General features: G+C 58.8%; 27 protein-coding genes. 12 read left to right on the forward strand and 15 right to left on the reverse strand.

Features of this window, described 5'->3' with window-relative positions:
- The first annotated feature begins 82 nt into the window (after positions 1 to 82).
- Positions 83 to 2,704, forward strand: a complete 2,622-nt coding sequence (gene mutS / locus T8A63_RS00315) for a DNA mismatch repair protein MutS (RefSeq protein WP_322345785.1) — start codon at positions 83 to 85, stop codon at positions 2,702 to 2,704.
- Between the two features lie 29 nt (positions 2,705 to 2,733).
- Here the strand turns inward: mutS and T8A63_RS00320 are convergent, their stop codons facing one another.
- Positions 2,734 to 3,297: a nucleotide exchange factor GrpE gene (locus T8A63_RS00320; protein WP_067630818.1), complete on the reverse strand. Its 564-nt coding sequence runs from the start codon at positions 3,295 to 3,297 to the stop codon at positions 2,734 to 2,736.
- A gap of 9 nt (positions 3,298 to 3,306) precedes the next feature.
- Positions 3,307 to 4,371: a heat-inducible transcriptional repressor HrcA gene (gene hrcA / locus T8A63_RS00325; protein WP_120349793.1), complete on the reverse strand. Its 1,065-nt coding sequence runs from the start codon at positions 4,369 to 4,371 to the stop codon at positions 3,307 to 3,309.
- Positions 4,372 to 4,481: 110 nt separating this feature from the next.
- On the opposite strand from hrcA, the gene rph reads away from it, so the two are divergent.
- From rph to hemW, 3 genes are read left to right on the forward strand one after another with little or no spacing between them, the layout of a single operon-like run.
- Positions 4,482 to 5,195, forward strand: a complete 714-nt coding sequence (gene rph / locus T8A63_RS00330; RefSeq protein ID WP_067630810.1) for a ribonuclease PH — start codon at positions 4,482 to 4,484, stop codon at positions 5,193 to 5,195.
- The gene (gene rdgB / locus T8A63_RS00335; RefSeq protein ID WP_322344660.1) at positions 5,192 to 5,803 is read left to right on the forward strand and encodes an RdgB/HAM1 family non-canonical purine NTP pyrophosphatase; all 612 of its coding nucleotides are present in this window, start codon (positions 5,192 to 5,194) and stop codon (positions 5,801 to 5,803) included. Before rph ends, rdgB begins: the two co-directional genes overlap by 4 nt.
- Positions 5,796 to 6,950 (forward strand): radical SAM family heme chaperone HemW, encoded by a 1,155-nt coding sequence (hemW, locus tag T8A63_RS00340; RefSeq protein WP_322344661.1) that lies wholly within the window; start codon positions 5,796 to 5,798, stop codon positions 6,948 to 6,950. The genes rdgB and hemW overlap by 8 nt, the downstream gene beginning before the upstream one ends.
- Here the strand turns inward: hemW and T8A63_RS00345 are convergent.
- The 7 genes from T8A63_RS00345 to T8A63_RS00375 form a co-directional block, all read right to left on the reverse strand.
- Positions 6,947 to 7,846, reverse strand: coding sequence for a ParB/RepB/Spo0J family partition protein (locus tag T8A63_RS00345; RefSeq protein WP_067630797.1), 900 nt, complete (start codon positions 7,844 to 7,846; stop codon positions 6,947 to 6,949). The genes hemW and T8A63_RS00345 overlap by 4 nt on opposite strands.
- A 12-nt stretch (positions 7,847 to 7,858) precedes the next feature.
- Positions 7,859 to 8,656: a ParA family protein gene (locus tag T8A63_RS00350; protein WP_067630794.1), complete on the reverse strand. Its 798-nt coding sequence runs from the start codon at positions 8,654 to 8,656 to the stop codon at positions 7,859 to 7,861.
- Positions 8,649 to 9,254 (reverse strand): 16S rRNA (guanine(527)-N(7))-methyltransferase RsmG, encoded by a 606-nt coding sequence (gene rsmG, locus T8A63_RS00355; protein ID WP_322344662.1) that lies wholly within the window; start codon positions 9,252 to 9,254, stop codon positions 8,649 to 8,651. The genes T8A63_RS00350 and rsmG overlap by 8 nt, the downstream gene beginning before the upstream one ends.
- The gene (gene mnmG / locus T8A63_RS00360; RefSeq protein ID WP_416153224.1) at positions 9,251 to 11,113 is read right to left on the reverse strand and encodes a tRNA uridine-5-carboxymethylaminomethyl(34) synthesis enzyme MnmG; all 1,863 of its coding nucleotides are present in this window, start codon (positions 11,111 to 11,113) and stop codon (positions 9,251 to 9,253) included. The genes rsmG and mnmG overlap by 4 nt, the downstream gene beginning before the upstream one ends.
- Positions 11,114 to 11,126: 13 nt before the next feature.
- The gene (gene mnmE, locus T8A63_RS00365; protein WP_322344664.1) at positions 11,127 to 12,413 is read right to left on the reverse strand and encodes a tRNA uridine-5-carboxymethylaminomethyl(34) synthesis GTPase MnmE; all 1,287 of its coding nucleotides are present in this window, start codon (positions 12,411 to 12,413) and stop codon (positions 11,127 to 11,129) included.
- A gap of 32 nt (positions 12,414 to 12,445) precedes the next feature.
- The gene (gene rho, locus T8A63_RS00370) at positions 12,446 to 13,717 is read right to left on the reverse strand and encodes a transcription termination factor Rho (protein ID WP_067267859.1); all 1,272 of its coding nucleotides are present in this window, start codon (positions 13,715 to 13,717) and stop codon (positions 12,446 to 12,448) included.
- A 124-nt stretch (positions 13,718 to 13,841) separates the two neighbouring features.
- Positions 13,842 to 14,291 (reverse strand): CopD family protein, encoded by a 450-nt coding sequence (locus T8A63_RS00375; protein ID WP_322344665.1) that lies wholly within the window; start codon positions 14,289 to 14,291, stop codon positions 13,842 to 13,844.
- A 406-nt stretch (positions 14,292 to 14,697) separates the two neighbouring features.
- Between T8A63_RS00375 and T8A63_RS00380 the strand changes: the two genes are divergently transcribed.
- The 4 genes from T8A63_RS00380 to dnaQ are packed head-to-tail and all read left to right on the forward strand — an operon-like array spanning position 14,698 to position 17,399.
- The gene (locus T8A63_RS00380; protein ID WP_322344666.1) at positions 14,698 to 15,297 is read left to right on the forward strand and encodes a Maf family protein; all 600 of its coding nucleotides are present in this window, start codon (positions 14,698 to 14,700) and stop codon (positions 15,295 to 15,297) included.
- Positions 15,294 to 16,127 carry a shikimate dehydrogenase gene (locus T8A63_RS00385; RefSeq protein WP_322344667.1) on the forward strand — a complete coding sequence of 278 codons (834 nt, stop codon included), beginning with the start codon at positions 15,294 to 15,296 and terminating at the stop codon, positions 16,125 to 16,127. Before T8A63_RS00380 ends, T8A63_RS00385 begins: the two co-directional genes overlap by 4 nt.
- The gene (gene coaE, locus T8A63_RS00390; protein ID WP_322344668.1) at positions 16,127 to 16,717 is read left to right on the forward strand and encodes a dephospho-CoA kinase; all 591 of its coding nucleotides are present in this window, start codon (positions 16,127 to 16,129) and stop codon (positions 16,715 to 16,717) included. The genes T8A63_RS00385 and coaE overlap by 1 nt, the downstream gene beginning before the upstream one ends.
- On the forward strand, positions 16,710 to 17,399 hold the full coding sequence (dnaQ, locus tag T8A63_RS00395) for a DNA polymerase III subunit epsilon (RefSeq protein ID WP_322344669.1): 690 nt from the start codon (positions 16,710 to 16,712) through the stop codon (positions 17,397 to 17,399). Before coaE ends, dnaQ begins: the two co-directional genes overlap by 8 nt.
- Before the next feature lie 3 nt (positions 17,400 to 17,402).
- Here dnaQ and secB read toward each other — a convergent pair whose 3' ends face one another.
- Positions 17,403 to 17,885 carry a protein-export chaperone SecB gene (secB, locus tag T8A63_RS00400; RefSeq protein WP_067623694.1) on the reverse strand — a complete coding sequence of 161 codons (483 nt, stop codon included), beginning with the start codon at positions 17,883 to 17,885 and terminating at the stop codon, positions 17,403 to 17,405.
- A 65-nt stretch (positions 17,886 to 17,950) separates the two neighbouring features.
- Positions 17,951 to 18,454, reverse strand: a complete 504-nt coding sequence (locus T8A63_RS00405) for an FxsA family protein (protein ID WP_067623697.1) — start codon at positions 18,452 to 18,454, stop codon at positions 17,951 to 17,953.
- 104 nt (positions 18,455 to 18,558) lie between these two features.
- Between T8A63_RS00405 and T8A63_RS00410 the strand changes: the two genes are divergently transcribed.
- The 3 genes from T8A63_RS00410 to T8A63_RS00420 are packed head-to-tail and all read left to right on the forward strand — an operon-like array spanning position 18,559 to position 20,833.
- Positions 18,559 to 19,218, forward strand: coding sequence for a Tim44/TimA family putative adaptor protein (locus T8A63_RS00410; RefSeq protein WP_259946790.1), 660 nt, complete (start codon positions 18,559 to 18,561; stop codon positions 19,216 to 19,218).
- Between the two features lie 41 nt (positions 19,219 to 19,259).
- The gene (locus T8A63_RS00415) at positions 19,260 to 20,252 is read left to right on the forward strand and encodes a murein transglycosylase A (RefSeq protein ID WP_322344670.1); all 993 of its coding nucleotides are present in this window, start codon (positions 19,260 to 19,262) and stop codon (positions 20,250 to 20,252) included.
- Positions 20,249 to 20,833, forward strand: coding sequence for a Smr/MutS family protein (locus T8A63_RS00420; protein ID WP_322344671.1), 585 nt, complete (start codon positions 20,249 to 20,251; stop codon positions 20,831 to 20,833). Before T8A63_RS00415 ends, T8A63_RS00420 begins: the two co-directional genes overlap by 4 nt.
- On the opposite strand, the gene T8A63_RS00425 is transcribed toward T8A63_RS00420, so the two are convergent.
- From T8A63_RS00425 to hslV, 3 genes are read right to left on the reverse strand one after another with little or no spacing between them, the layout of a single operon-like run.
- The gene (locus T8A63_RS00425) at positions 20,830 to 22,047 is read right to left on the reverse strand and encodes an MFS transporter (RefSeq protein ID WP_322344672.1); all 1,218 of its coding nucleotides are present in this window, start codon (positions 22,045 to 22,047) and stop codon (positions 20,830 to 20,832) included. The genes T8A63_RS00420 and T8A63_RS00425 overlap by 4 nt on opposite strands.
- Before the next feature lie 38 nt (positions 22,048 to 22,085).
- Positions 22,086 to 23,387 (reverse strand): ATP-dependent protease ATPase subunit HslU, encoded by a 1,302-nt coding sequence (hslU, locus tag T8A63_RS00430; protein WP_067623710.1) that lies wholly within the window; start codon positions 23,385 to 23,387, stop codon positions 22,086 to 22,088.
- Positions 23,384 to 23,944: an ATP-dependent protease subunit HslV gene (gene hslV, locus T8A63_RS00435; protein WP_067623712.1), complete on the reverse strand. Its 561-nt coding sequence runs from the start codon at positions 23,942 to 23,944 to the stop codon at positions 23,384 to 23,386. The genes hslU and hslV overlap by 4 nt, the downstream gene beginning before the upstream one ends.
- A 100-nt stretch (positions 23,945 to 24,044) precedes the next feature.
- Between hslV and T8A63_RS00440 the strand changes: the two genes are divergently transcribed.
- A complete protein-coding gene (locus tag T8A63_RS00440) occupies positions 24,045 to 24,947 on the forward strand; it encodes a hypothetical protein (protein WP_322344673.1) in 903 nt (300 codons plus the stop codon).
- 80 nt (positions 24,948 to 25,027) lie between these two features.
- Here the strand turns inward: T8A63_RS00440 and trxA are convergent, their stop codons facing one another.
- The gene (gene trxA / locus T8A63_RS00445) at positions 25,028 to 25,348 is read right to left on the reverse strand and encodes a thioredoxin (protein ID WP_007118424.1); all 321 of its coding nucleotides are present in this window, start codon (positions 25,346 to 25,348) and stop codon (positions 25,028 to 25,030) included.
- Between the last annotated feature and the right edge of the window lie 12 nt (positions 25,349 to 25,360).

The following is a 25,360-nucleotide window of genomic DNA, read 5'->3' on the forward strand; positions in this document are numbered from 1 at the left end:
ACCCCCTTTCCCTGCTTCGGGGGGTTTTGTAGGGTCCGCGCTGCAATAGGGGGCCGCCGTGCAGACAGAAAAAGTAACGCCAATGATGGCGCAATATCTTGAGCTTAAAGCGGACCACGCGGATGCGCTGCTGTTCTACCGCATGGGCGATTTCTACGAGATGTTTTTCGACGATGCCGTGGCCGCTGCCGAAGCGCTGGACATCGCGCTGACCAAACGCGGCAAACATCAGGGCAAGGACATCGCCATGTGTGGCGTGCCGGTCCATGCTGCCGAAGGCTATCTGTTGACGCTGATCCGCAAGGGCTTTCGCGTGGCGGTCTGCGAGCAGATGGAAAGCCCCGCCGAAGCCAAGAAACGTGGCTATAAGTCAGTGGTGAAACGCGATGTGGTGCGGCTGGTGACACCCGGCACTCTGACCGAAGAAAGCCTGCTGGAAGCCCGCCGTCACAACTACCTCGCTGCCTTTGCCGAGGTCCGTGATGCCTGCGCGATGGCATGGGTCGATATCTCTACCGGTGCGTTTCACGTGATGCCCTTGGCGCAGGTTCGTCTGGGGCCGGAACTGGCCCGCCTCTCGCCGTCTGAATTGATCGTCTCTGAGGCGAAAGAGAGTGAATTGCACGAAGTCGTCTCTGATTTCGGGATTGCGTTGACGGGCTTGGCCCGTTCGGCCTTTGACAGCGCCAGCGCGGAAAAGCGGGTCTGCGATCTGTTTGATATCGCGACGCTTGAGGCATTCGGCAGCTTCACCCGCGCCGAAGTCTCGGCCATGGGTGCGGTAATAGAATACCTCACCATCACGCAACGCGGCAAGCTGCCCCTGCTCCGCCCCCCGCAGAAAGAGGCGGAAGCGCGTACCGTACAGATCGACGCGGCAACCCGGCGCAATCTGGAACTGACGCATTCTCTGAATGGCGGACGCGGCGGGTCTTTGCTGTCGATCATGGACAATACCGTCACTGCCGGGGGCGCGCGCCTGCTGGAACGGCGGATCTCAAGCCCCTCGCGGGTCGTTGACGTGGTGTCCGCTCGCGCCGATGCGGTCAGCTTTGCCCATGAGAATGCCCGTCTTGCCGAAGACGTGCGCCGACGGCTGCGCAATGTTCCGGACCTCGACCGCGCATTGTCGCGACTTTCGCTTGACCGGGGCGGCCCGCGTGACCTTGCCGCGATCCGCAACGGGTTGATCGAAGCCGAGGCTTTACACCAGAGCCTAACACAACCGGAACTGCCAGATCTGCTGCGCGAGGCCGCCGAAGGTTTGCAGGGTCATGGCGACCTCATCGACCTGCTGGATCAAGCCTTAGTCGCCGAACCGCCGCTGATGGTGCGGGATGGCGGCTTCATCGCGCCCGGTCACGATGGAGACCTCGACGCCGCGCGCGAGTTGCGCGACGAAGGACGCGGCGTAATCGCGGGCATGCAGCAGCAATTTGTTTCTGACACGGGGATTTCCTCGCTCAAGATCAAGCACAACAATGTCTTGGGCTATTTCGTCGAATGCACCGCGACCCATGCGGAAAAGATGCTCTCTCCGCCGCTGTCAGAGACCTTTATCCACCGTCAGACAACGGCGAACCAAGTGCGGTTCACCACCGTCGAACTGTCTGAGTTGGAGACGAAAATCCTCAACGCTGGCAACCATGCGCAGGAGATCGAAAAACGGCTCTACGAAAGCCTTCGGAGTGCCATTTTGGAACATGCAGCAGAGATTGGCCAAACCTCTGCCGGGCTGGCTGAGGTCGACCTTGCGACAGGTCTGGCCGACCTTGCGCGGAGCGAGAATTGGACCCGCCCGCGCGTTGATATGTCTCGGGCGTTTGACATCAAGGGCGGGCGGCATCCGGTGGTTGAGCGCGCTTTGACCCAACAATCAGGCGAGCCTTTCATCGCCAATGACTGCGACCTTAGTGCCGAGGGCGAAGCCGCGAACATCTGGCTGCTGACCGGCCCGAACATGGCCGGTAAATCGACCTTCCTGCGGCAGAACGCCCTGATTGCGCTGATGGCGCAAATGGGCAGTTTCGTGCCCGCAAGCTCGGCCCATATCGGCGTTATCAGCCAGCTTTTCAGCCGCGTCGGCGCGTCGGACGATCTGGCGCGGGGCCGCTCGACTTTCATGGTGGAGATGGTCGAAACCGCCGCGATCCTGAACCAGGCGGATGACCGCGCCTTGGTCATCCTTGATGAAATTGGCCGCGGCACGGCCACTTATGATGGCCTCTCTATCGCTTGGGCGACGCTGGAACATCTGCACGACGTGAACCGGACACGGGCGCTGTTTGCCACGCACTATCATGAAATGACGGCACTGGCGGGCAAGCTGCCGGGTGTCGACAATGCCACGGTAGCGGTCAAGGAATGGGAGGGCGAGGTCGTCTTCCTCCATGAGGTGCGCAAAGGCGCGGCAGACCGGTCTTACGGGGTGCAGGTCGCGCAACTGGCGGGCCTGCCTGGGCCGGTGATCGCACGCGCCCGCGTGGTGCTGGAGGCGCTGGAAAAAGGCGAGCGCGAAGGCGGCGCGACGCAGAAAACGCTGATCGATGATCTGCCGCTGTTCGCCGTCAGCCCGACTCCACAGCCGAAGCCCGCGACGACATCGGCGGTCGAGGAAAGGCTGAAAGAGATCATCCCTGATGAACTCTCCCCTCGTGAAGCGCTTGAACTGATCTACAAACTAAAAGAGGCGGCCAAGTCCTGACCGCCTCACTCAAAGATATCTGACTGGGCTTAGCTCGCCGGAGTCGAAGACACCCCAACCTGCGCGGGGCGCAGCAGACGGTCGTGCAGCATGAAGCCTTCGGCGGCGACCTGAATGATCTCGCCCGCGACGGTGCCGGGCACCGGGGCTTCGAACATCGCTTCGTGATGCTTGGGGTCGAACTTGTCGCCCACTTCGGGTGCGATCACTTCGATGCCATGCTTTTTAAAGACGTTCAGCAGCTCGCGCATCGTCAGTTCCACACCTTCCAGCAGCGGGCCAAAAGCCTCTTTCTGCTCTTCGGTGGTGGTTTCCAGCGCGCGTTTCATGTTGTCGTAGACCGGCAGCATGTCACGGGCGAGCTTGGAGCCGCCGTAGTTCTCAGCCTCTCGACGATCCTTGTCGGAGCGTTTGCGCGCGTTCTCGGCATCGGCCAGCGCGCGCATGAAACGGTCGCGGTATTGGTCACGCTCGGCGCGCAACTCTTCCACCGCAAGGGCTTCTTCGTCGATCTCGGCCATGTCTTCGGCGTATTCTTCAGCTTCGGCGCTGTCGATCTCGTCCAAAAAGTCGTTTTCTTTCGGCTCTGCCATGTTCCACCTCTAGTTCCGGTCGGAAATCAGCTTTCCCACCAGTTGTGCCGTGTAGTTCACAATCGGCACGATACGTCCATAATTTAAGCGTGTCGGGCCAATGACACCCACGGCGCCGATCACCTTACGATCAGCGTTCATATAAGGGGAAACGACCAGAGAGGAACCCGAAAGTGAGAAAAGTTTGTTTTCGGAGCCGATAAAAATGCGCACACCGTCCCCATCTTCGGCCAGTTCGAGGAATTCGGCGATGTCTCGCTTGCGCTCAAGGTCATCAAAGAGGCTGCGGATACGGTCGAGGTCTTCGGCCTCCCCCTCCCCGCTCAGCAGATTCGACCGGCCCCGGACAATCAAGCGTTCGGAATGCTCCCCTTCTGCGTCCCAGAGCACGGCACCGCTCTCGACCAGTTGCTGGGCCAAGACGTCAATCTCCTGACGGCGTTTGGCGATCTCTTGTTTGATGCTGCGTTGCAATTCGCTGAGGGTCTTTCCCTCAACGAAAGCATTCAGAAAATTCGCCGCCTCGCGCATCGAACTGGGCGTTTGCCCCGGCGGAGGCGTGAAAAGCCGGTTTTCCACATGGCCATCGGAAAAGACGAGCACAACCAAGGCCCTATCAGGCGACAGAGAGACGAATTCGATATGCTTTATCGGCGCTTCGTGCTTCGGCGTCAGCACAAGAGAGGCGCCATGCGTAACTCCCGACAAGGCAGAGCCAATCCGGTCCAAAAGCCCGCCCACATCGGACGAATTATTGCCCAGCGTCGCGTCAATCTTTTCGCGGTCCAACTCGGTCGGGTCGCCAATCTCGATCATGCCATCGACGAACATCCGCAGCCCCAATTGGGTTGGAATCCGCCCGGCCGAGACATGCGGGCTGTCGAGCAGCCCCATGTATTCGAGATCCTGCATCACATTGCGGATCGTCGCTGCCGAAACCTTTTCGCTGAAGTCGCGCGTCAGCGTGCGCGACCCGACGGGATCGCCACTTTCCAGATAGCCTTCGACCACCCGGCGAAACACTTCGCGGGACCGGTCGTTCATGTCTTTCAGCAATTCAGGCGTGTTTTTCATCGGTGCTCGCTCTCTTCCCCAATAAAGGTACAAGCCGGGCAAACGTCAATCGGGGTTGCATCAAAGCCTTGTGGGGCGGTATCCCCGGGCAACATCAAAAAGGATATGTCATGCGTCCCTCTGGCCGGAAACTCGATGAAATGCGCGCCGTCTCGATCGAGACAGGTTTCACCAAACACGCCGAAGGGTCGGCCCTGATCAAGATGGGCGATACCCATGTGCTGTGCACCGCCACGATCGAAGACCGCGTGCCGCCGTTTATCAAAGGCTCCGGTCTGGGTTGGGTCACCGCCGAATACGGCATGCTGCCCCGCGCCACCAATACACGGATGCGCCGAGAGGCTGCTTCGGGTAAGCAAGGGGGCCGCACGGTCGAGATCCAGCGCCTGATCGGTCGCGCCCTGCGCGCCGGTGTCGACCGCTCCGCTCTGGGAGAGCGTCAGATCACCGTCGATTGTGACGTGCTTCAGGCCGATGGCGGCACCCGCTGCGCGTCGATCACCGGCGGTTGGATTGCCCTGCGTTTGGCCGTGAACAAACTGATGAAAGCGGGCGATGTCGTCTCTGATCCGCTGGTTGATCCGGTCGCTGCGGTAAGTTGTGGTATCTATGCAGGACAGCCGGTGCTTGACCTCGATTATCCCGAAGACTCTGAGGCCGGCGTTGACGGTAACTTCATCATGACGGGGTCCGGCAAGCTGATCGAAGTCCAGATGAGCGCCGAAGGCTCTACCTATACGCGCGACCAGATGAACCAGCTGATGGATCTGGCCGAAAAAGGCGTCGGCGAACTGGCCGCGATTCAGAAATCGGTCACCGCATGACACGCAAGTTCACCGAAAGCCGGATCCTGATCGCCACCCATAACGCGGGCAAACTGGACGAAATGCGCCAGCTTTTCGCGCCCCACGGGGTAGAGGTCGTCGGCGCGGCAGAGATGGACCTGCCCGAGCCCGAAGAGACCGAGGCCACATTCGTTGGCAACGCGCGGATCAAGGCACATGCGGCGGCCAAGGCCACCGGCATGCCCGCCTTGGCCGACGATTCCGGCATTGAGGTCGAAGCGCTGGACAACGCCCCCGGTGTCTATACCGCCGACTGGGCAGAGACCGAGAATGGCCGCGATTTTATCATGGCCATGACCAAAACGCGGGACCTGTTGGAAGAAAAGAACGCCCCCCACCCGCGCCGCGCCCGCTTTTGCGCGACGCTGGTGCTGGCTTGGCCCGATGGCCACGACGAAGTCTTTGCGGGTAAGGTAAATGGCACGCTGGTTTGGCCCATGCGGGGTGAACAAGGGCATGGCTATGACCCGATGTTCCAACCCGATGGGCATGACTTCACATTCGCCGAGATGGACGCGGAACAGAAAAACAGCATCAGCCACCGCGCCGATGCTTTTGCGAAATTGATTGCGGGCTGTTTTGGCTGAAGATTGGCAACAGGGCGGCTTCGGCCTTTATATCCACTGGCCATTTTGCGAGGCGAAATGTCCCTATTGCGACTTCAACAGCCATGTCAGCCGCCGGATTGACCAAACCGCCTGGCGTGATGCCTATCTGGCCGAGCTTCAGAGAGCGGCGGATGAGACACCGGGCCGCGTCCTCAACGCAGTCTTTTTCGGGGGCGGCACACCCAGCCTGATGGACCCGGATGTCGTGGCCGATATCATTGCCGCGATCCGGCGACACTGGCCCACCGCAAATGATCTGGAGATCACGCTCGAAGCCAACCCCGGTTCTGTCGAAGCGGGCCGTTTCACCGCTTACCGACAAGCCGGCGTTTCACGTGTCTCTATGGGAATTCAGGCGCTCAACGATTCAGATCTCAAGCGTTTGGGCCGCCTGCACTCTGCGAAAGAGGCGATGACGGCTTTCGATATCGCCCGCAATACGTTCGAACGGGTCAGTTTCGATCTTATCTATGGCCGTCAGGATCAAACCGCGGCCCAATGGGAAGCCGAGCTAAAGCAGGCTCTATCGCTTGCGATAGACCATATTTCGCTCTACCAACTGACCATCGAACAAGGCACTGCTTTCGGCGACCGCTATGCCCGTGGCAAGCTGCGCGGCCTGCCCGACGAAGACTTGGGCGCGGATATGTTCACTCTGACACAAGACATTTGCAACGATATGGGCATGCCCGCCTATGAGGTTTCAAATCACGCGCGCGATGGCGCCCAATCGCGTCACAACCTGATCTATTGGCGCTACGGCGATTATATCGGTATCGGCCCCGGCGCGCACGGACGGCTGACGCTTGACGGACAGAAGTTGGCAACCGTCGCCTATAGCAATCCGCAACGGTGGCTTGATGGTGTCGCGAAAGGCCAAGCGGAGAAACCCCGCGCCGCCATCAGCCGAAGCGAACAGGCGACCGAGTTTCTCCTTATGGGTCTGCGCCTGAAAGAAGGCGTCGATCTGGCTCGCTACGTCGAGATCGCCGGGCATGAAATCGACGAAAAGGCCGTCGATCACCTGCAAGATATTGGCATGGCAAAGCGCGAAGCAGGCAGATTAATCGTGTCCGATCAAGGCGTTATTGTTCTAAACGCCGTGATCGAAACGCTTTTGCCCTAGGACCCGCCCAGCAGGCGGCAGATCTCGTCCAACTGGTCAAGCGTGGTATAGTGCAACGTCACCTTACCCGCTTCTTGGCCCGGTTTATGGTCCAAACTAACCTTCATACCAAGGTTAGCTGACAGGTCGCCTTCAAGCGCCTGAGTATCGGCGTCTTTCTCTGAGCGCTGCGAGAGGCGCTCTTTATTTACCATATTTCCGCGCTCGCCAGCCTGATCTTTCTTGACCAACGCTTCGGTTGCGCGCACGGAAAGGCCACCCTTGATGACCTGCTGGGCCAATTTCATCGGGTCCTTTGCAGGGATCAGCGCCCGCGCGTGCCCCGCGCTTAATTCATTCTGACGCACCATTTCCTGGACCGGATCCGGCAGGTTCAACAGACGCAAAAGGTTCGCAATATGGCTCCGGCTCTTGCCAAGAGCCTCTGCCATCTTCTCCTGTGTGTGCCCGAATTTATCCATCAGCTGACGATAACCCGCCGCTTCTTCGACCGAGTTCAGGTCGGCCCGCTGGATGTTTTCGATAATCGCAACTTCAAGCACTTCAACATCTGTGAACTCGCGCACGATGACCGGAAGGCTATGTATCTTCGCGATTTGGGAAGCACGCCACCGCCGCTCACCCGCGACAATCTCAAAGTTACCATTGTCCAGCGCACGCACGATCAGGGGCTGAATGACCCCCTTCTCCTTGATAGATGCGGCGAGGTCGTCCAGATGCTCTTGCTCAAACCGTTTACGCGGCTGATCTGGGTTCGGCTTGATCCGCTCAATCGGAACGAACTGCTCCGCCGCCGCGGCCCCCTTGGCGGCCACGCTCTCTGTCTCAGCTACATCCGCCATCAGTGCCGAAAGCCCCCGGCCAAGGCCCCGTTTACGCTCTTGTTTATCTGCCATACTGCCACCTTATTAACCATTGTTTCTCGTTAGCTCTGCCGCCAAATCGCGGTAGGCTTGGGCCCCTTTCGAAGTAGGATCGTAACTCAAAACAGGCATCGCAAAACTTGGCGCTTCGCTTACCCGAACATTCCGCGGGATGACGGTCTGGAACACCAAATCTCCCAGGTTCGAACGCGCATCACTCTCAACCTGCTGCGACAGGTTATTCCGCCTATCATACATCGTAAGAAGCACGCCCTCGATCCTCAGCTCTTTATTCCCGCTCTGCCGCACTTCGCGGATCGTAAGCATAAGCTGTGAAAGACCCTCCAGCGCGAAAAACTCGCTCTGAAGCGGCACCAGAACAGAATGCGCCGCGATCATCGCGTTTACCGTCAATAGGTTGAGAGATGGAGGGCAGTCGATCAGGATATAGTCGAACTCAAACTGATCCATTGCTGGTTGCCGCAGCGCATCATGAAGAAGGAAGCTCCTCTTCTCATTCGAGAAAAGCTCAATATCTGCAGAGCTAAGGTCGACCGTCGCGGGAACGATAAGCAATCCATCCGTCTCAGTGCGCTGAATGACATCCTGCGGCAAGCTGTCGTCAAGCAAAAGATCATAGGTCGTGAACTCTCGATCCTCTACTTCGATCCCAAGCCCGGTAGAGGCGTTCCCCTGCGGGTCAAGATCGACAACGAGGATTCGCTTGCCTGCCTCTGCAAGCGCTGCTGCGAGGTTGATGGTGGTAGTGGTCTTACCAACGCCGCCCTTTTGGTTCGCAATGGCAACGATTTTCGGTCCAGCCGGACGAGAGAGGTCAGACACGGGCAATATCCTTAATCTTCAAAATAGCGGCAGCTGGATTTGTTTTGCTCTCTATGGCTTCGAGCGCGTAGGTCCAGACTTTCTTAGCATCACTGTCTTCGCTTTGCCAATTCTGCCCCTTGGGAAAGAGCGCGGTACCGTCAGGATTTAGATGAAGGTCAGTGAAGTCCAAAAGCTGGGTCAAATCTGCAAGGGCTCGTGCCGACAATAGATCGGCTTTGAGACCATCCAACTGCTCGATCCTCTCAGTTTTCACTAATGCGGTCAGGCCGAGTTCACGAATAGCGGTACGGAGAAACGCGCATTTGCGTTGATCACTTTCGACCATGGTCACTTGAAAGGTCTGCGCTTCTTGATTGAGAATCGCAACCACAATTCCCGGAAACCCTCCGCCGCTGCCAAGATCAACCCAATGGCCCTCGCCCTCTGCAAGTTCAAAAACCTGTACGGAATCGAGAATATGACGCTGCCAGAGATCATCCAAGCTGTTTTTGGAAACTAAATTGATCTTCGGATTCCATTTTCGAACCAAATCTGCGAAGGCTTCCAGCTTGGAAAATGTTTCACGTGAAACATTCAGGTCATATTTTATCGTCATGCGGACCTCTTACCCGATCGCCTTTTCACCCGCGCGAGGATCAAAGTTAGGGCAGCCGGCGTCATCCCGTCGATACGGGCTGCCTGTGCCATCGTTTCAGGTCGGGCCGCCGCGATCTTCGATTTCAATTCATTAGAGAGCCCCGCAAGGTCGTCAAACATGAAATCAGCTGGTATCCGAAGGCCCTCGTCCTTCTTAAGGAGATCGATCTCGTTCTGCTGGCGAGAGATATAGGTCGCGTAAAGCGCATCGCGCTCGATCTGGCGTCGTACCTCTTGTGAGGCTTCCTCAAGGCTACTATCGAGCGACAATAGATCTTCGAACTTAACGTCTGGGAATGCGAGTACTTGAAAGCCATTCCGTTTAGAACCATCTTGGTTGACGGCAATACCGGCCTCCAAGAGTTCTTTGGGGGTAAATTCTTTAGAGAGTAATTGCTGTTTAATGGCCTTCAAAGAGGCCAGCTTACGCTGGAAAGTCTTACAACGAGCTTCCGATACGCAGCCGATCTCCATTGCCACGGGTGTCAAGCGCTGGTCCGCATTATCCGCGCGTAAGGATAGACGGAACTCCGCCCGGGACGTAAACATGCGATATGGCTCGCTCACACCACGGGTCGTCAGGTCATCAATCATGACACCGATATAGCTCTCTGCCCGCCCGAAGGTTACAGCGTCCCTACCCAGTGACGTTAGCGCGGCGTTCAAGCCAGCGACGAGGCCCTGAGCAGCGGCCTCTTCATATCCTGTGGTACCATTGATCTGACCCGCCAAATAGAGGCCCGGCACGGTCCGCACAGCGAGGGTCGAAGACAAAGCACGCGGGTCTATATAATCGTATTCGATGGCATAGCCGGGCTGTATGATTACTGCATTTTCGAGCCCGACCATACTCCGTACGTAGGCCTCTTGTATGTCTTCCGGCAACGATGTTGAAATTCCGTTCGGGTATACAGTATGGTCGTCTACGCCCTCAGGCTCCAAGAAAACCTGATGCGAGTCTTTATCCGCAAATCGAACCACCTTGTCTTCAATAGATGGGCAATAACGCGGGCCCACGCCATCGATATGCCCTCCATACATGGCGGACCTATCGAGGTTCTCGCGAATGATCTGATGAGTTTTCTCGTTGGTGTGCGTTATTCCGCAGGCGACCTGCGGCGCGGATACCGTAGTCGAAAGAAAGGAAAATACGACAGGCTCCTCGTCGCCAGGCTGTTTCTCCAAAATATCCCAGTTAATGGTTCGGCCGTCCAGGCGCGGCGGTGTTCCTGTCTTCAACCGTCCCATAGGAAGGCCGAAGGAGTCGATCCGCTTAGCGAGACGAACGGAGGCTTTGTCGCCCATCCGACCGCCCTGACGCGAGACGTCGCCGATATGAATGACGCCACGCAAAAAGGTTCCAGTGGTTAGGACCACAGAGGTAGCTCGGAGAGTAGCACCGTCGGCCAATACCACCCCAGCGACAGTGTCACCATCCATTGCGAAATCCACGACTTCGCCTTCGACAATATCGAGGTTCTCTTGGCCTTCGATCTCTTTGAGCATCTCGGTACGGTAGATTTTGCGGTCTGCCTGGGCTCGCGGGCCTTGCACCGCGGGGCCTTTGCGACGGTTCAGCAGACGAAACTGAATGCCCGCCTTATCTGCCACCCGCCCCATAACGCCGTCCATCGCATCAATCTCGCGGACGAGGTGACCTTTGCCCAGCCCTCCAATCGCAGGATTGCAAGACATCACACCTATGCCGCTCCGGTCCATCGTCACAAGAGCGGTATGAGCTCCGAGGCGCGCCGAAGCGTGAGCCGCTTCCGCGCCCGCATGGCCGCCGCCGATCACGATCACATCAAAATGTTTCACGTGAAACACTCCATCATTTACCTACGCAAAAGCTGGTGAAGATTTCATCCAGCAAGTTTTCGACATCTATTCGGCCTACTAAAGATTCGAGCGCGCGTATAGCGAATCGCAATTCCGCCGCGGCCAGATCATAAAAGTCGGGTCCACGCTGCAGGATAACATCTACCTCAGCCAAACACGAGACAGCTTGCTCCAGAGCGACGCGATGTCGCTCATGCGTCGCGAGTCCGATGCTGGCGCTCTTCGTCGAAAGTGTCGTTTGGACCCGAGAAATAAGCTCAGAGACGCCCTGCCCGGTTTTTCCGGAGATCCCACTTTCTTTGATACCTGAAAGATCCGCTTTTGGCCGGACCAAGATATCATCGGACTCCGGAGCGATCATCAAAGTCTCATCCGGGGCGGCAAGGAAGACTCGCAAGTCCGCGGCTTTCGCGCGCTCGACAGCCCGCTCGATTCCCATGGCCTCAATCTTATCATCGCTATCGCGCAGACCCGCCGTATCCAGCAGTGTCACCGGCAGGCCGCCGAGGTCCATCCTCACCTCGATAACGTCCCGGGTCGTGCCTGCAATTTCGGAAGTAATCGCGGCGTCACGTCCTGCGAGAGCATTTAGCAGGGTCGATTTACCGGCGTTCGGTGCGCCGATGATGGCTACCTCGAAGCCATTCCGAACGCGCTCTGCGACATAGGTGCCCCGCGATTCGGCCTCCAGCTCTTTCCCGACTTTGGTCAGCAGCGCGTCGACCTCTGGGGTGACATCGACGGGCACCTCTTCGTCTGCGAAGTCGATCGTCGCTTCAAGCAGGGCTGCGGCACGGATCAGGTCTTTCCGCCAGTCTTCGACCCGTGCGCCAAGGTGCCCGGAGAGAACGCGAAGAGCTTGCTTTCTTTGAGCCTCAGTTTCGGCTTCGATGAGATCTGCCAGCCCTTCAACCTGTGCGAGGTCCAATTTTTCATTTTCTAGAGCGCGACGGGTGAATTCACCTGCCTCAGCCATTCGTGTTTCCGGGAATGTCGAGAGCAGTGAGAGCATAGCGCGCACGACAGCGATCGATCCGTGCACTTGCAGCTCGACAACATCCTCGCCGGTGAAGGAATTCGGCCCGGGAAAGCTGAGCACCAAGGCTTGGTCAATGACCTCCCCATCGGCGCCCCGAAGATTGCGTAACACGCTTTCGCGCCCCTTAGGACGTTGGCCCGTGATCTTCTCTGCGATCGCAAAGGCCTGCGGGCCGGAAATGCGGATCACCGCAACTCCGGCACGGCCCGGCGCTGACGCTTGGGCGAATATCGTGTCCATATCTCACTAACCTATTGTTATTAATAAATAACTCAGGTGTTCATGGAGTCGAAGAAGTCAGAATTCGACTTGGTCTGCTTGAGTTTGCCGAGCAGGAACTCGATGGCGTCGGTGGTCCCCATCGGGTTGAGAATGCGGCGCAGGACAAAGGTCTTTTGCAAGTCCACTTTATCGACCAGCAAATCCTCTTTCCGGGTGCCGGATTTGAGGATGTCGATCGCCGGGAAGACGCGCTTGTCGGCGATCTTGCGGTCCAGCACGATTTCGGAGTTGCCGGTACCTTTGAACTCTTCAAAGATCACTTCGTCCATGCGGCTGCCGGTGTCGATCAGCGCGGTCGCGATGATGGTGAGCGATCCGCCCTCTTCAATGTTCCGTGCGGCACCGAAGAAGCGTTTTGGGCGCTGCAGGGCGTTTGCGTCGACACCACCGGTCAGAACCTTACCCGAAGATGGCACCACGGTGTTGAACGCGCGGCCCAGACGGGTGATCGAATCGAGCAAGATCACCACGTCGCGCTTGTGTTCGACAAGACGCTTGGCTTTCTCGATCACCATCTCGGACACGGCCACGTGGCGCGTTGCAGGTTCGTCGAAAGTGGAGGAAACGACCTCCCCCTTTACCGAACGCTGCATGTCGGTGACTTCCTCGGGCCGTTCGTCGATCAGCAAGACGATGAGATAGCACTCTGGGTGGTTCTTTTCGATGCTATTGGCGATGTTTTGCAGCAGCACGGTCTTACCGGTGCGCGGCGGGGCGACGATCAGCGAACGCTGACCCTTACCGATGGGCGACACGAGGTCGATGATCCGCGCGGAGCGGTCTTTGATAGTGGGGTCATCGACCTCCATCGTCAGGCGCTCGTCAGGGTAGAGCGGCGTCAGGTTTTCAAAAGCAACCTTATGGCGGGCCTTCTCAGGCGCCTCAAAGTTGATCTTGGTCACTTCGGTCAGCGCGAAATAGCGTTCGGTGTCGTCGGGCGCCTTGATCAGCCCCTCGATGGTGTCCCCGGTACGCAGCGACCATTTGCGGATCATGTCGGGCGAGACATAGATGTCATCGGGGCCCGGCAGATAGTTCGCTTCGGGCGAGCGCAGGAAACCGAATCCGTCTTGCAGCACTTCCAAGACGCCATCGCCCGAGATCTCCCAACCGTCATCCGCGCGTTCGCGAAGAATTTGGAACATCATCTCGCCTTTACGCATGGTCGAGGCGTTTTCGATTTCCAGCTCTTCGGCCATGGCGAGCAGGTTTTTCGGCGTCTGCGCCTTGAGATCAGCGAGGTTCAGCGTTTCGGTTGTCATGGAGCATCCTGTTCAGCCGCAGCAGAATGCGGGCTGGTCGATCATTTGAATGTGGCAAGCAGAAACCGCCCCGGACGGGACAGTGGCGCAGATATAGGCAACGGGGCTGCTTGAGTCAATTGCTTCAGAATTTCACAACGACCGAGAAGACGATCACGATCATCAAAAGCGTCGGCACCTCGTTCAAAAGGCGGAACTGACGGCCTGTCACCGTGCTGTCGCCGCTTTTGACGGATTTGACCTGTTTTTTCAACCAAATGTGGAAAACCGTCATGGCGACGACGCTAGCACCCTTGGTCCAAGGCCAGATCATCGTCCAATCCACGATTCCGGGCGTCAGAACGAGGGCGAGGCCGAAACCCCATGTCGCCATCATCGCGGGGCGCATGATGAACTGAGCGAGCTTAAATTCCATCATCGAGAAGGTCTCATGCATCCGACCTGCCGAGCCTGCCTGTTCGACATGATGCACGAAGAGCCGGGGCAGATAGAAGAGCGCGGCCATCCAACTGATGACGGACACGATATGGAGCGCTTTGATCCACGGATAGGCGAGGCTGAGAAGATCAAACATGGGGACGGCTCCGGTGTGCGTGCTTCTTTCTTAATAAATAAGAAAAGAGAAAAGATGTAGTTGATTGTAGGGAACCGGATTCCTGTGGATTAATGATTTATACAGCCGCTTATCAACAGGTGAACAAACTTCACCGCCACCTGTGGATAAACCCGCCCCGATTCGCGAATGTTGAACTTTCTCAGGATCTTGCCAGCGTATTTTCCGGGGGACAAAATGTATCAAAGAGGGGATAACCGATGAAGTGCCGTGGTTATACGCACAAGCGGCTTATCCCTATCCATCGGGGTGGGAATCGGCGACAAAAACCGCGACTCGGGGCGAGATCTGCGGGCTTGTGCTGTCAACTTTTATCTCGCAGAACAAATCCTCAAGATTTGCGCCAGATCATCACAGGGTTATCCACATGCCGCAGAAAATCGTCCTCGCCTCCGGCTCGGAGATCCGCGCAAAACTCTTGGCGCAGGCCGCGATCCCGCATGAGGTGATCCCGGCGCGGATCGACGAAGAGATGATCACCGCTGCCCTGCGCGCAGAGGCGGCGAAACCGCGCGACATCGCCGATACATTGGCCGAGATGAAGGCCCGCAATGTGAGCGAAAAACACCCCGGCGCCCTGGTATTGGGCTGCGATCAGGTCTTGGAGCATCGCGGAGAGATGTTGCACAAGCCGCGTGATCGGGATGAGGCCATCGCGCAGCTTTACCAGTTGCGCGGGGATCGGCATTCGCTGCTCTCTGCCGCCGTGCTCTACGAAGATGGTGAACCGCTGTGGCGGCATGTCGGCCAAGTGCGGCTGCGGATGCGTGACGCCAGTGACGCCTATATTAAGGACTACGTCGAACGGAACTGGGACAGCATCCGCTACGCGGTGGGCTGCTATAAGCTGGAAGAAGAAGGTGTGCGGCTGTTCAGCCAGATTGAGGGGGATTACTTTCACGTCCTCGGTATGCCATTTCTTGAACTGCTGAATTACCTGACGCTGCGCGGAGACCTCACGACATGAGCCTGTCCAAAATCCCCCTTGCCGGTGTGATCGGATCGCCCATCGCGCATTCCAAATCCCCGCAACTGCACCGCCATTGGCTAGAGACCTACGGCATCGCGGGTCATTATGTACCGCTTGATGTGGCGCCCGATGATCTGAAGGAGGTTTTGCGGACACTGCCCAAGATGGGTTTCGTCGGGGTAAATCTGACGATCCCCCATAAGGAAGCGGTGATGAAGATTGCGGATCTGATCACCGACCGCGCCACATTGATTGGTGCCGCCAATACGCTGATCTTTCGTCCCGATGGCAAAATTCATGCGGATAATACGGATGGCTATGGATTCATCGAAAACCTCAAAGCCGGAGCGCCCGATTGGGATCCAAAATCCGGACCAGCGGCGATCTTGGGTGCAGGCGGCGCGGCGCGCGCTGTGGTCTCGTCGCTTTTGGACGCTGGGGTGCCTGAGATCTGCCTGTCGAACCGCACCCGCGTGCGGGCAGAGCAGTTGCAGCGCGATTTTGGCAGCAGGGTCAAAGTCGTCGATTGGATGCAGGCAGGCAATATGATTGATCATGCCGCCTTGGTGGTGAACACCACATCGCTTGGTATGATTGGCAAGGGTGCTTTGCGTGTGCCGCTTGATGGGCTGCGCCCCGGCACCGTGGTGACGGACCTCGTTTATACGCCGCTGCGGACACATCTGCTGGAAACGGCCGAGGAAATGGGCTGTGTCACGGTCGACGGCCTTGGCATGTTATTGCATCAGGCGGTGCCCGCCTTTGAGCGTTGGTTCGGTCAGCGGCCCGAGGTCAATCGCGCCACGCGCACGGCGGTGCTGCGCTGATGTTTCACCTCGGGCTCACCGGGTCGATCGGCATGGGCAAATCGACTACGGCAAAGATGTTTGCCGAGGAAGGCTGCGCCGTGTGGGATGCCGATGCAGCGGTGCACCGGCTTTATGCAAAGGGGGGCCCGGCGGTCGCGCCCATGCAGGCGGCGTTTCCGACGGCGATAGAGGCTGACGCGGTTTCTCGCGCCGCATTGAAAGAGATCATCGCCGCTGATCCAACCGCCCTGCCCCGGATCGAGTCCATCGTACATCCATTGGTGACCCAAGACCGGGCGACATTTCTGGCCGAGGCTCATAGCGACATTGCCGTCCTCGACATTCCGTTGCTGTTTGAAACTGGCGGCGACGCTGCGATGGACGCGGTGGTCTGCGTCACCATCCCCGACGCCGTCCAACGCGACCGCGTGCTTGCCCGTGGCACCATGACCGAGGCGCAATTCGATACCATCCGCGCCAAGCAGATGCCCGCCAAAGAGAAGTGCGCCCGGTCCGACTATGTGATAGTGACCGACACGCCTGACCATGCCCGCGCGCAGGTGCGGGATGTGATCCGCCACATTAGGGAAAAGCTACGTCATGCGTGAAATCGTGCTCGATACCGAAACCACCGGCTTTGACCCCGAAAGCGGCGACCGTATCGTCGAAATCGGTGCGGTCGAGCTGATGAACCATATGTCCACGGGCGAGACCTACCACCAATATATCAACCCCGAACGCTCCATGCCCGAAGAGGCGTTTCAGGTGCACGGGTTGGGTGATGATTTCCTGCGCGACAAGCCCAAGTTTGCGCAGATCGGCAAGTCATTCCTCGACTTTATTGGCACGTCCAAGCTGATCATTCACAACGCTGCCTTCGACATTAAATTCCTGAACGCCGAGCTGCGCTGGATGGGTCTGCCTCAAATCCCATGGGAACAAGCGCTTGATACGCTTGAAATTGCGAGGAAACGCTTCCCCGGCTCGCCCGCCTCGCTCGACGCGCTCTGCCGCCGCTTTGGGATCGACAATACCTCGCGGACGCTGCACGGCGCTTTGCTCGACAGTGAGATTCTGGCCGAAGTCTATCTGGAATTGATCGGGGGGCGGCAGCCCGACTTTGCGCTGTCATCGGCGCCCGAACGGAAATCCGGTGAGCCTGACACGCGCTGGATCGCGAAACCGCGGCCCAATCCCCTGCCCTCGCGTCTGACAGAGGCCGAAGCCGCCGCCCATGCCGAATTTGTCGGCAAACTGGGCGACGATGCGCTGTGGAAACAGCTTGGCTGACGCTTAGGCGTCGGCTTTTGGCGGGGTCTCGGCCTGACGGCGGGCAACTTCGTTGCGGTAGAGCGACAGGAAGTCGATGTTCTCAAGGTTCAGCGGCGGGAAGCCACCATCGCGGGTCACGTCGCTGACGATGCGGCGCAGGAAGGGGAAGATCATCCGCGGGCATTCGATCAGCAGATAGGGGTGCATCTGCTCTTCAGGCACGCTTTCGACTTGGAAAATACCGACATAGTCGATTTCCAGCACGAAGAGCGTCGCGTCGCCGTCTTTCGCTTTCGAGGTGATGTTCAGCTTGATCGCGGTCTCATACTGGTTCTCCCCACCACGCTTTTTCGCGTCGAGGTTGACCTGAACCTGCACATCGGGCTGCACATCTGCAGGGGCGCCCTTTTGCGCCATGATGTTCTCAAACGACATGTCGCGGATGAACTGGCCCAGCACGCGCATCTGCGGCTGTTTCGGTTGCGCTGTTTCGTTTTCTGCCATTTTCTGTGTCCTGTTGTGGTGAATTTCTTAAATCTATCCGGACTTAGCAGGTCGGCACGGGCCGCTCAATCCTTAGTCCAGCCGGAGGGGCCCTTGGTCTGGCGCGGCTGTTCGGGGATCTCATGGAAATCGCCATCGATCACGTCACCGCGACCGCGCGGGTCGCGTCTGCCCTGCGGGCCGGGGCGCGGGCCCATGCCGCCCGGGGTGCCAAAGCTTTGGACCTTCACCCGGTCGCGGATCGCGCTGTAGGCCGCCTGCCGGAAGCGCGGGATCAGGAAAGCAAAGCCGACAGCATCGGTGAAAAAACCCGGTGTCAGCAGCAGCGCGCCGGAAAACAGGATCATCGCGCCATGTACCAAAGGCTCTGTCGGGTCGCGCAGGTCATTGAAGGAACTGCGCAATTGACCAAGCGCCAGCGCCCCTTGAGAGCGCACCAACCATGTGCCCAGAACGGCGGTCAGCACCACCACGGCCAGCGTCCAGCCAAGGCCGATGGCGCCACCGACTTGGATGAAAAGCGTGATCTCGATCAGAGGCACGGCGATAAATGCGATCAATAGCCACATGTGGCGGGGTCCTTTCGCTGGGGGCAGAGTGGACTTGCCCCGGTCGAACACCTACATAAGAGCTTAACACGCATGTTTCCATGCCACCCCTGAATGAGGTTTCGATGAATTCTCCCCTGATACAGCTTCTGGTGCTTGCCGGTATCGCCGTATTCCTGATCCTGCGGCTGAAAAACGTGCTTGGCACCCGCGAGGGTTTTGAAAAGCCCCCGGTAACCGATCAAACGCCAAGCGCCCGCAGTGGCCCCGCGTTTGAGGTGATCGAGGGCGGCCCCGATCTCGATATCACCGACCACGTTCCCGAAGACAGCTCCTCGGGCAAGGCACTGGCCGAGATGAAACGGGTTGAGCCCTCGTTCGGCGTCAGCGATTTTCTGCAAGGCGCACGCGGTGCCTATGAGATGATCGTCATGGGCTACGAGCGTGGCGATCTGGCAGAAATTCAGCCGTTTCTGGCCGATGATGTCTATGAAAGCTTTGTTGACGGTGTCGCGGCGCGCGAGGATCAAGGTCTGACGATCGACGCCAACTTTATCGGCGTGCGTGAAATGGAATTGGTCGACGCCACGATGGACGAGACCACCAAAGAAGCCGAACTCACCATTCGCTTCGTGGGAGAGCTGACCTCTGAAGTACGCAACCGCGAAGGCGAGGTTGTCGAGGGCAGCAGCAACGAAATCAAACGCCAAAAAGATACATGGGTCTTCGCCCGTGTCATGGGCTCGGATGATCCGAATTGGCTGTTGGTTTCCACAGACGGGTAGCGCGTGCGCTCGGCGCACTTGCGCTGTTGGGCGGTGTGTCGATGAACACGCCGTCCGCAGCAGAGGTGCATTATACGGTGATGGATTTCGACCAGCTTGACGGCTGGGCCGAAGATGACCACGCCGCCGCCTTTGAGGTGTTCACCAGCACTTGCGGCGACATGAAAGATGTCGATTGGCGCGCGCTGTGCAAGCTGGCCAAAGATGGCCCCGACCCCCGGCAGTTTTTCGAATTGTTCTTCCGGCCCGTGTTGATGGAAGACGGGAAAGATGGGCTGTTCACAGGGTATTTCGAGCCAGAGTTGGACGGCGATCTCTACCCCTCTGCGCGGTTTCAGTACCCCATCTACGCCATGCCCCCCGAGGCCGAAGAGAACCGCCCCTGGCTCACCAGACGTGAGATCCTAGATGGCGACGTGATGCGGGACCGCGGATTGGAAATCGCTTGGGTCGATGACCCGGTTGAGCTTTTCTTTTTGCAAATTCAAGGCTCTGGCCGTATCCGCCTGCCCAACGGCAGCTACCTGCGCGTGGGCTACCGGGGGGCGAATGGCCATGATTACCGCTCTGTCGGGGTCGAACTGGTGCGGCGCGGGGTCTATGAGGCGCATCAGGTTAGCGCCGATGTCATCAAGAATTGGGTGCGCCGCAACCCCGAAGATGGCCGCGAATTGCTCTATCACAATCCATCCTATGTTTTCTTTCGAGAGGTCAGCCGGGTGCCCGCCGACAAGGGGCCGCTTGGGGCGATGAACCGTTCTATCACCACGCTGCGCAGCATCGCGGTGGACCCGTCGCATGTGCCGCTTGGCGCGCCGGTTTGGATCGAAAAAGACGGCAAGAAACCCATGCGGCGCTTGATGGTCGCGCAGGATACAGGCTCGGCCATCAAGGGCACGCAGCGTGCGGATGTGTTCTTTGGCACCGGCGACAAAGCGGGCCGCGAGGCAGGCCGCCTGCGCGACGCGGGGCGGATGATGGTTTTGATGCCGATCCAACGCGCCTATGCTTTCCTGCCGGAGAGCGCGATATGAAACGCCGCCGCCTGAACGAAGACGATCTTGCGCTTTGGCGCAGGGTCACGGAACGGACAGAGAAGCTGGAGCTGAACAAGCTTTTCACGCAGGAGATCGACGCGCCCGCCCCTGCCCCGCCGCAGGTCCGTCGGGCCAAAATCGCGCTCCAAGGCAACAAGCCTCAGCCGACCATGAAGAAACGCAGCAATGACTTGCGCCCGACATTGTCAGAACAGATGAAAGCCGCCCCGGTTCAGATGGATCACAAAGCCTTCGGCAAGCTGAAGCGCGGCAAACTGCGCCCCGAAGGCCGGATTGATCTTCATGGCATGACGCTTGACCGCGCGCATCCGGTGTTGAACGGCTTCATCATGGATGCCCATGCGCGGGGCAAGCGGTTGGTGCTGGTCATCACCGGCAAGGGCAAGCGCCGCGACGATGGTGGCCCGATCCCTGTGCGCGATGGTGTTTTGCGCCATCAGGTGCCGCAATGGCTGTCGATGCCGCCGCTCAACGGCCTTGTGCTTCAGATTGCGCAGGCCCATGTCAGCCACGGCGGCGGCGGGGCCTATTACGTCTATCTCCGGCGCAACCGTTAGCCGCGCAACAGCGGCCTATAGCGTCTGATCGCCCATGCGGCCAATCCAGCCGCCACCAGATAGTAGACCGCAATCGGCAACATTTGCTGCGGGAAATCGACGCCCAAGTCGATGAACAGACCCGTCACCCCCGGCCCGATGGCCGAGCCAAAGACCATCAGCGCCGCGGCTACTGCTTTGATCGACCCCACATGGCGGGTGCCGAAGTACTCGGCCCAGAACGCCGCCGGTGCGGTGGATTGCATGCCTTGCCCGAAGCCGAAAATCACCAAACCGATCCCCGCCATCCACAGCGTATCGGCATAGGCCAGCACCGCGAATGACAGGGCAAAGGGCAGCATCATCACAGGCACCACGCGGCTGACACCAAAGCGGTCAATCGCCCAGCCCGAAAGGAAGGTCGAGGCCACCGCCGAGAGGGTGTAGACTGGCATAAGCGCCACGAATTCGACCAAGGCCCAGCCTTTCACTTCGGTCAGGTGAACCTGCTGGAAAAACAGCGCGGTGCCCCATGCAGCGGGGCCGATGGCGAGAGGGATGATCATCCAAAACAGGCCCGAACGGAACATCTCTGCCCGCGTCCAATGCCGCCCCTCCATGCCCGCGCGCTGCGCCTGATCCGCCATGCTCTGCGGGGTGCGCTCTTGACGCAGCAGCATCAGGATCACCGGGATGGTCAGCAGCACCAGCCCGGCGGCCAGCACCCAAAGGCTGCGCCAATGAAAGCTGGCGAAAAGCGCCACAAAGATTACCGGAAGAAACGCCTGACCGGCCGCAAATCCCATAGAGGATAGCGAAAGCGCTTTGCCACGTGATGCCTCAAACCAGCGCACCATGGCGACCTGCCCAAGCTGAGACATCATGCCCTGCCCGGTTAGCCGCAAGGCATAGATAACGAAGATCAGCGCGATCCAATTAGGCACTGCCGCCATCGCCAAACAGGCCCCGGCAAGCGCCACCATCACGCCAAAGGCCAGCACCCGCACGCGAAAACGATCCGTCAGCACCCCGGCCCAGACCATGGTGACTGCCGAAAGCGTCGTGCCGATGGTATAGATGCCGCCCCATTGCCCATCACTCAGGCCAAAATCGCCCTTCACCGCCCCGGCAAAGAGCGAGATGAAATAGGTTTGCCCATAGGACGAGGTGAATGTCAGCAGGAAACCGGCCAGCAGAAACAGCCAGTTGCGCCGCAAAAATGAGAGGTACTCCATGCCCCTTTCATCGCCGGGGCAAGGAGGAAAGGAAAGCCCTAAAGAACGTAGCGGCTTAGATCGGTGGAGCGGGTCAGTTCGCCAAGGTTCTTTTCGACAAAGTCGGCATTAACCGTGATCTCCTGCCCCGACCGGTCGGGCGCATCAAAGGAGACCTCTTCGAACACCCGTTCCATCACCGTATAAAGCCGCCGCGCGCCGATATTTTCGACTGAGGTGTTCACATCCGCCGCGATCTTGGCCAGCGCCGCGATGCCCTCTTCGGTGAAGGTGACGGTCAGATCTTCGGTCCCCATCAGGGCGGTGTATTGCCGCGTCAGCGCATTGTCGGTCTCGGTCAGGATGCGAACAAAATCACCCTCCGTCAGCGCCCGCAGTTCGACGCGGATCGGCAGACGGCCCTGAAGCTCGGGCAACAGGTCCGACGGCTTGGCGATGTGGAAGGCACCAGAGGCGATAAAGAGGATATGATCGGTCTTAACCGTGCCGTATTTCGTCGACACCACGGTGCCTTCGATCAGCGGCAGCAGATCGCGCTGCACCCCTTCACGTGAAACATCACCGCCCCGCGCATCGGAACGGGCGCAGACCTTGTCGATCTCATCCAAAAAGACGATGCCGTTCTGCTCGACAGCCTCGATGGCGGCGCGGTTCACGGCTTCATCGTCCAGCAGTTTGTCGGCTTCTTCGCCGACCAGCACCTCATAGCTATCGGCCACGGCCATGCGTTTTTTGGTGGTGCGCCCCCCCATGGCTTTGCCAAACATATCGCCAAGGTTCATCATCCCCATGCCCTGTTGGCCGGGAATGTCCATCATTGGGAAGGGGCTGGAGGTATCGGAGACCTCAAGCTCGATCATCGTGTCATCCAGCTCACCACTGCGGAGCTTCTTGCGGAACATCTCGCGCGTGCCGTCGCGGGCATCGGTGCCGGCGATGGCGTCGATCACGCGCTCTTCGGCGGCCTGCTCGGCCTTGGTTTTCACGTCTTCACGCATGAAATCGCGGGTCATGGCGATGGCGCTGTCCACAAGATCACGGATGATCTGCTCCACGTCGCGGCCAACATAGCCCACTTCGGTGAATTTCGTCGCTTCGATCTTGATGAACGGCGCGCGGGCCAGCTTTGCCAGACGGCGGCTGATCTCGGTCTTGCCGACGCCGGTGGGGCCGATCATCAGGATGTTCTTGGGATAGACTTCGTCGCGCAGGTCATCGCTTAGCTGTTTGCGGCGCCAGCGGTTGCGCAGGGCCACGGCTACGGCGCGTTTGGCGTCATTCTGGCCGATGATATAGCGGTCCAATTCGGATACGATCTCGCGGGGGGTCAGGTCGGTCATGCGGTGATTTTCTCCACGGTGAGTTTGCCGTTGGTGTAGACGCAGATGTCGGCGGCGATCGCCATGGCATCACGGGCAATGGTTTCGGCGTCGCGGTCGCTGTCCATCATGCCGCGCGCAGCGGCGAGGGCATAGTTCCCGCCCGACCCGATGGCCGCGACCTCATGTTCGGGCTCCAGCACATCGCCCGCGCCGGTGATGACCAGCAGGTCTTTCCCGTCGGTCACGATCAGCATCGCTTCGAGCTTTTGCAGGTATTTGTCGGTGCGCCAGTCCTTGGCCAATTCGACACTCGCGCGGGCCAATTGCCCCGGTGTCGCTTCGAGCTTGGCCTCCAACCGTTCCAGCAGGGTAAAGGCATCTGCCGTGGACCCCGCAAACCCCGCCACAACGTCATAGCCGCCGGGGCTGAGCTTGCGCACTTTGCGCGCGGTGCCTTTGATCACGGTCTGGCCAAGGCTGACCTGTCCGTCACCGGCAATTACTACTTCGCCGCCTTTTTTGACGCCAATGATCGTGGTCCCGTGCCAACCGGGGAAATCGTCGTTCTGTGCCATGGGGCCTCCTGTCGCTTGGCGCTCTATATGGCCCCCGTGGCAGGGCAGGACAAGGGCAGCGCCGCTTGTGAGCGGTCGGGCGACCGGCTAGCCTCTGGCGATGCAGGATCACGCCCAAGTTAATATCTACCTTGAACCCCCGCTACGGCAGAGCGCCGAAGCCGGGACGCATAACTTCATCGGAAAACTCGCGCGTGTCCTCGAAAATGCTCAATTTAGGGTCACATATCGAGATATCGGCGCGCCCGCCCGCGCGGCTGATGCGCTTTCATTAAGCCATATGGCCCCTGCCCCAACGTCCCGCGGTTTGGTCTTTCGGCGCTGCTACTACTACCCCTTTTGGCAGATCGAAGCGCGCCCTGAACGGTGGCTTTGGGATGTCGCCGTGGCCGAGTTTGATCCAAGCGGTGTCGATCCAAAGCAGGCGCAACGCTTCTACAGTTTCTGGCAAAAGCGCCTGTTCGGAGATGCGCCGCAACAGTCCAACCGCGATGGGCCGATCTACGTGCCGCTACAGGGCCGCTTGTTGCAGCGGCGGTCTTTTCAATCTTGCAGCCCACTTGAAATGCTGACCCTCACTCTTGATCATAGCACCGGCCCCGTCGTCGCGGCCTTGCACCCGAAAGAGTTCTATAGCCCCGAGGAGCAAACCGCGCTTGAAGCGCTCGCTGCGCGCCATCCAAAATTGACACTGACGATGGGTGAGATGGTGCGGCATTTGCAAAGCTGTGCATTCGTCGTGACGCAGAATTCAGCAGCCGCCTTCTCTGGTTACTTCTTTGGCAAACCGGCGTTGTTCTTTGGCCAGATCGATTTCCACCATATCGGCGTGCGGGCGGATCTTGCGGATCTCAGCCACAGCTTTGACGCCGTGGGGCAGGCTGCCCCGGATTTCGCCGCTTATATCCGGTGGTTCTGGCAAGAGCATTGCATCAACGCAGGCCGCGCCGAGGCCGAAGAAAAGATCGTTGCCCGGTTCAAACGCTTTGGCTGGCCCCTTTGACTGGCTCTTGTGACCGCAAATGGAAAGGGCGCCCCGAAGGACGCCCGTTTTCGTAACTCAAATCTGGTAAGGTACTGACCTTAGATGGATTCTTCGATCCAGCTTTGCAGGGCCGCCTTGGGGCGTGCGCCAGCAAGGTTGGACACGACCTGCCCGTCTTTAAAGATGAACAGCGCCGGAATACCACGCACGCCGACCTGAGCGGGGGAGTTCGGGTTTTCGTCGACGTTGACTTTGACAATCTTCACGCGACCGTTCATCTCATCCGACAGCTCCTCTAGCGAAGGGCCGATCTGTTTGCACGGGCCGCACCATTCGGCCCAGAAATCGACCAGAACCGGAATGTCCGAATTTTTGACTTCGGCGTCGAAAGTGTCGTCGGTGACTGCGACGGTTGCCATGATGCTCTCCTG

The sequence above is a fragment of the Sulfitobacter sp. OXR-159 genome, from assembly GCF_034377145.1.
In the GTDB taxonomy this organism is placed as follows: domain Bacteria; phylum Pseudomonadota; class Alphaproteobacteria; order Rhodobacterales; family Rhodobacteraceae; genus Sulfitobacter.

Bases quoted from the DNA above. Each gene is read 5' to 3' on its own strand.
- mutS (WP_322345785.1), top strand. From the start codon at position 83: ATGATGGCGCAATATCTTGAGCTTAAAGCGGACCACGCGGATGCGCTG.
- T8A63_RS00320 (WP_067630818.1), bottom strand. From the start codon at position 3,297: ATGGCAGAGCCGAAAGAAAACGACTTTTTGGACGAGATCGACAGCGCC.
- hrcA (WP_120349793.1), bottom strand. From the start codon at position 4,371: ATGAAAAACACGCCTGAATTGCTGAAAGACATGAACGACCGGTCCCGC.
- rph (WP_067630810.1), top strand. From the start codon at position 4,482: ATGCGTCCCTCTGGCCGGAAACTCGATGAAATGCGCGCCGTCTCGATC.
- rdgB (WP_322344660.1), top strand. From the start codon at position 5,192: ATGACACGCAAGTTCACCGAAAGCCGGATCCTGATCGCCACCCATAAC.
- T8A63_RS00345 (WP_067630797.1), bottom strand. From the start codon at position 7,846: ATGGCAGATAAACAAGAGCGTAAACGGGGCCTTGGCCGGGGGCTTTCG.
- rsmG (WP_322344662.1), bottom strand. From the start codon at position 9,254: ATGACGATAAAATATGACCTGAATGTTTCACGTGAAACATTTTCCAAG.
- mnmE (WP_322344664.1), bottom strand. From the start codon at position 12,413: ATGGACACGATATTCGCCCAAGCGTCAGCGCCGGGCCGTGCCGGAGTT.
- rho (WP_067267859.1), bottom strand. From the start codon at position 13,717: ATGACAACCGAAACGCTGAACCTCGCTGATCTCAAGGCGCAGACGCCG.
- T8A63_RS00375 (WP_322344665.1), bottom strand. From the start codon at position 14,291: ATGTTTGATCTTCTCAGCCTCGCCTATCCGTGGATCAAAGCGCTCCAT.
- T8A63_RS00380 (WP_322344666.1), top strand. From the start codon at position 14,698: ATGCCGCAGAAAATCGTCCTCGCCTCCGGCTCGGAGATCCGCGCAAAA.
- T8A63_RS00385 (WP_322344667.1), top strand. From the start codon at position 15,294: ATGAGCCTGTCCAAAATCCCCCTTGCCGGTGTGATCGGATCGCCCATC.
- coaE (WP_322344668.1), top strand. From the start codon at position 16,127: ATGTTTCACCTCGGGCTCACCGGGTCGATCGGCATGGGCAAATCGACT.
- dnaQ (WP_322344669.1), top strand. From the start codon at position 16,710: ATGCGTGAAATCGTGCTCGATACCGAAACCACCGGCTTTGACCCCGAA.
- secB (WP_067623694.1), bottom strand. From the start codon at position 17,885: ATGGCAGAAAACGAAACAGCGCAACCGAAACAGCCGCAGATGCGCGTG.
- T8A63_RS00405 (WP_067623697.1), bottom strand. From the start codon at position 18,454: ATGTGGCTATTGATCGCATTTATCGCCGTGCCTCTGATCGAGATCACG.
- T8A63_RS00410 (WP_259946790.1), top strand. From the start codon at position 18,559: ATGAATTCTCCCCTGATACAGCTTCTGGTGCTTGCCGGTATCGCCGTA.
- T8A63_RS00415 (WP_322344670.1), top strand. From the start codon at position 19,260: ATGAACACGCCGTCCGCAGCAGAGGTGCATTATACGGTGATGGATTTC.
- T8A63_RS00420 (WP_322344671.1), top strand. From the start codon at position 20,249: ATGAAACGCCGCCGCCTGAACGAAGACGATCTTGCGCTTTGGCGCAGG.
- T8A63_RS00425 (WP_322344672.1), bottom strand. From the start codon at position 22,047: ATGGAGTACCTCTCATTTTTGCGGCGCAACTGGCTGTTTCTGCTGGCC.
- hslU (WP_067623710.1), bottom strand. From the start codon at position 23,387: ATGACCGACCTGACCCCCCGCGAGATCGTATCCGAATTGGACCGCTAT.
- hslV (WP_067623712.1), bottom strand. From the start codon at position 23,944: ATGGCACAGAACGACGATTTCCCCGGTTGGCACGGGACCACGATCATT.
- T8A63_RS00440 (WP_322344673.1), top strand. From the start codon at position 24,045: ATGCAGGATCACGCCCAAGTTAATATCTACCTTGAACCCCCGCTACGG.
- trxA (WP_007118424.1), bottom strand. From the start codon at position 25,348: ATGGCAACCGTCGCAGTCACCGACGACACTTTCGACGCCGAAGTCAAA.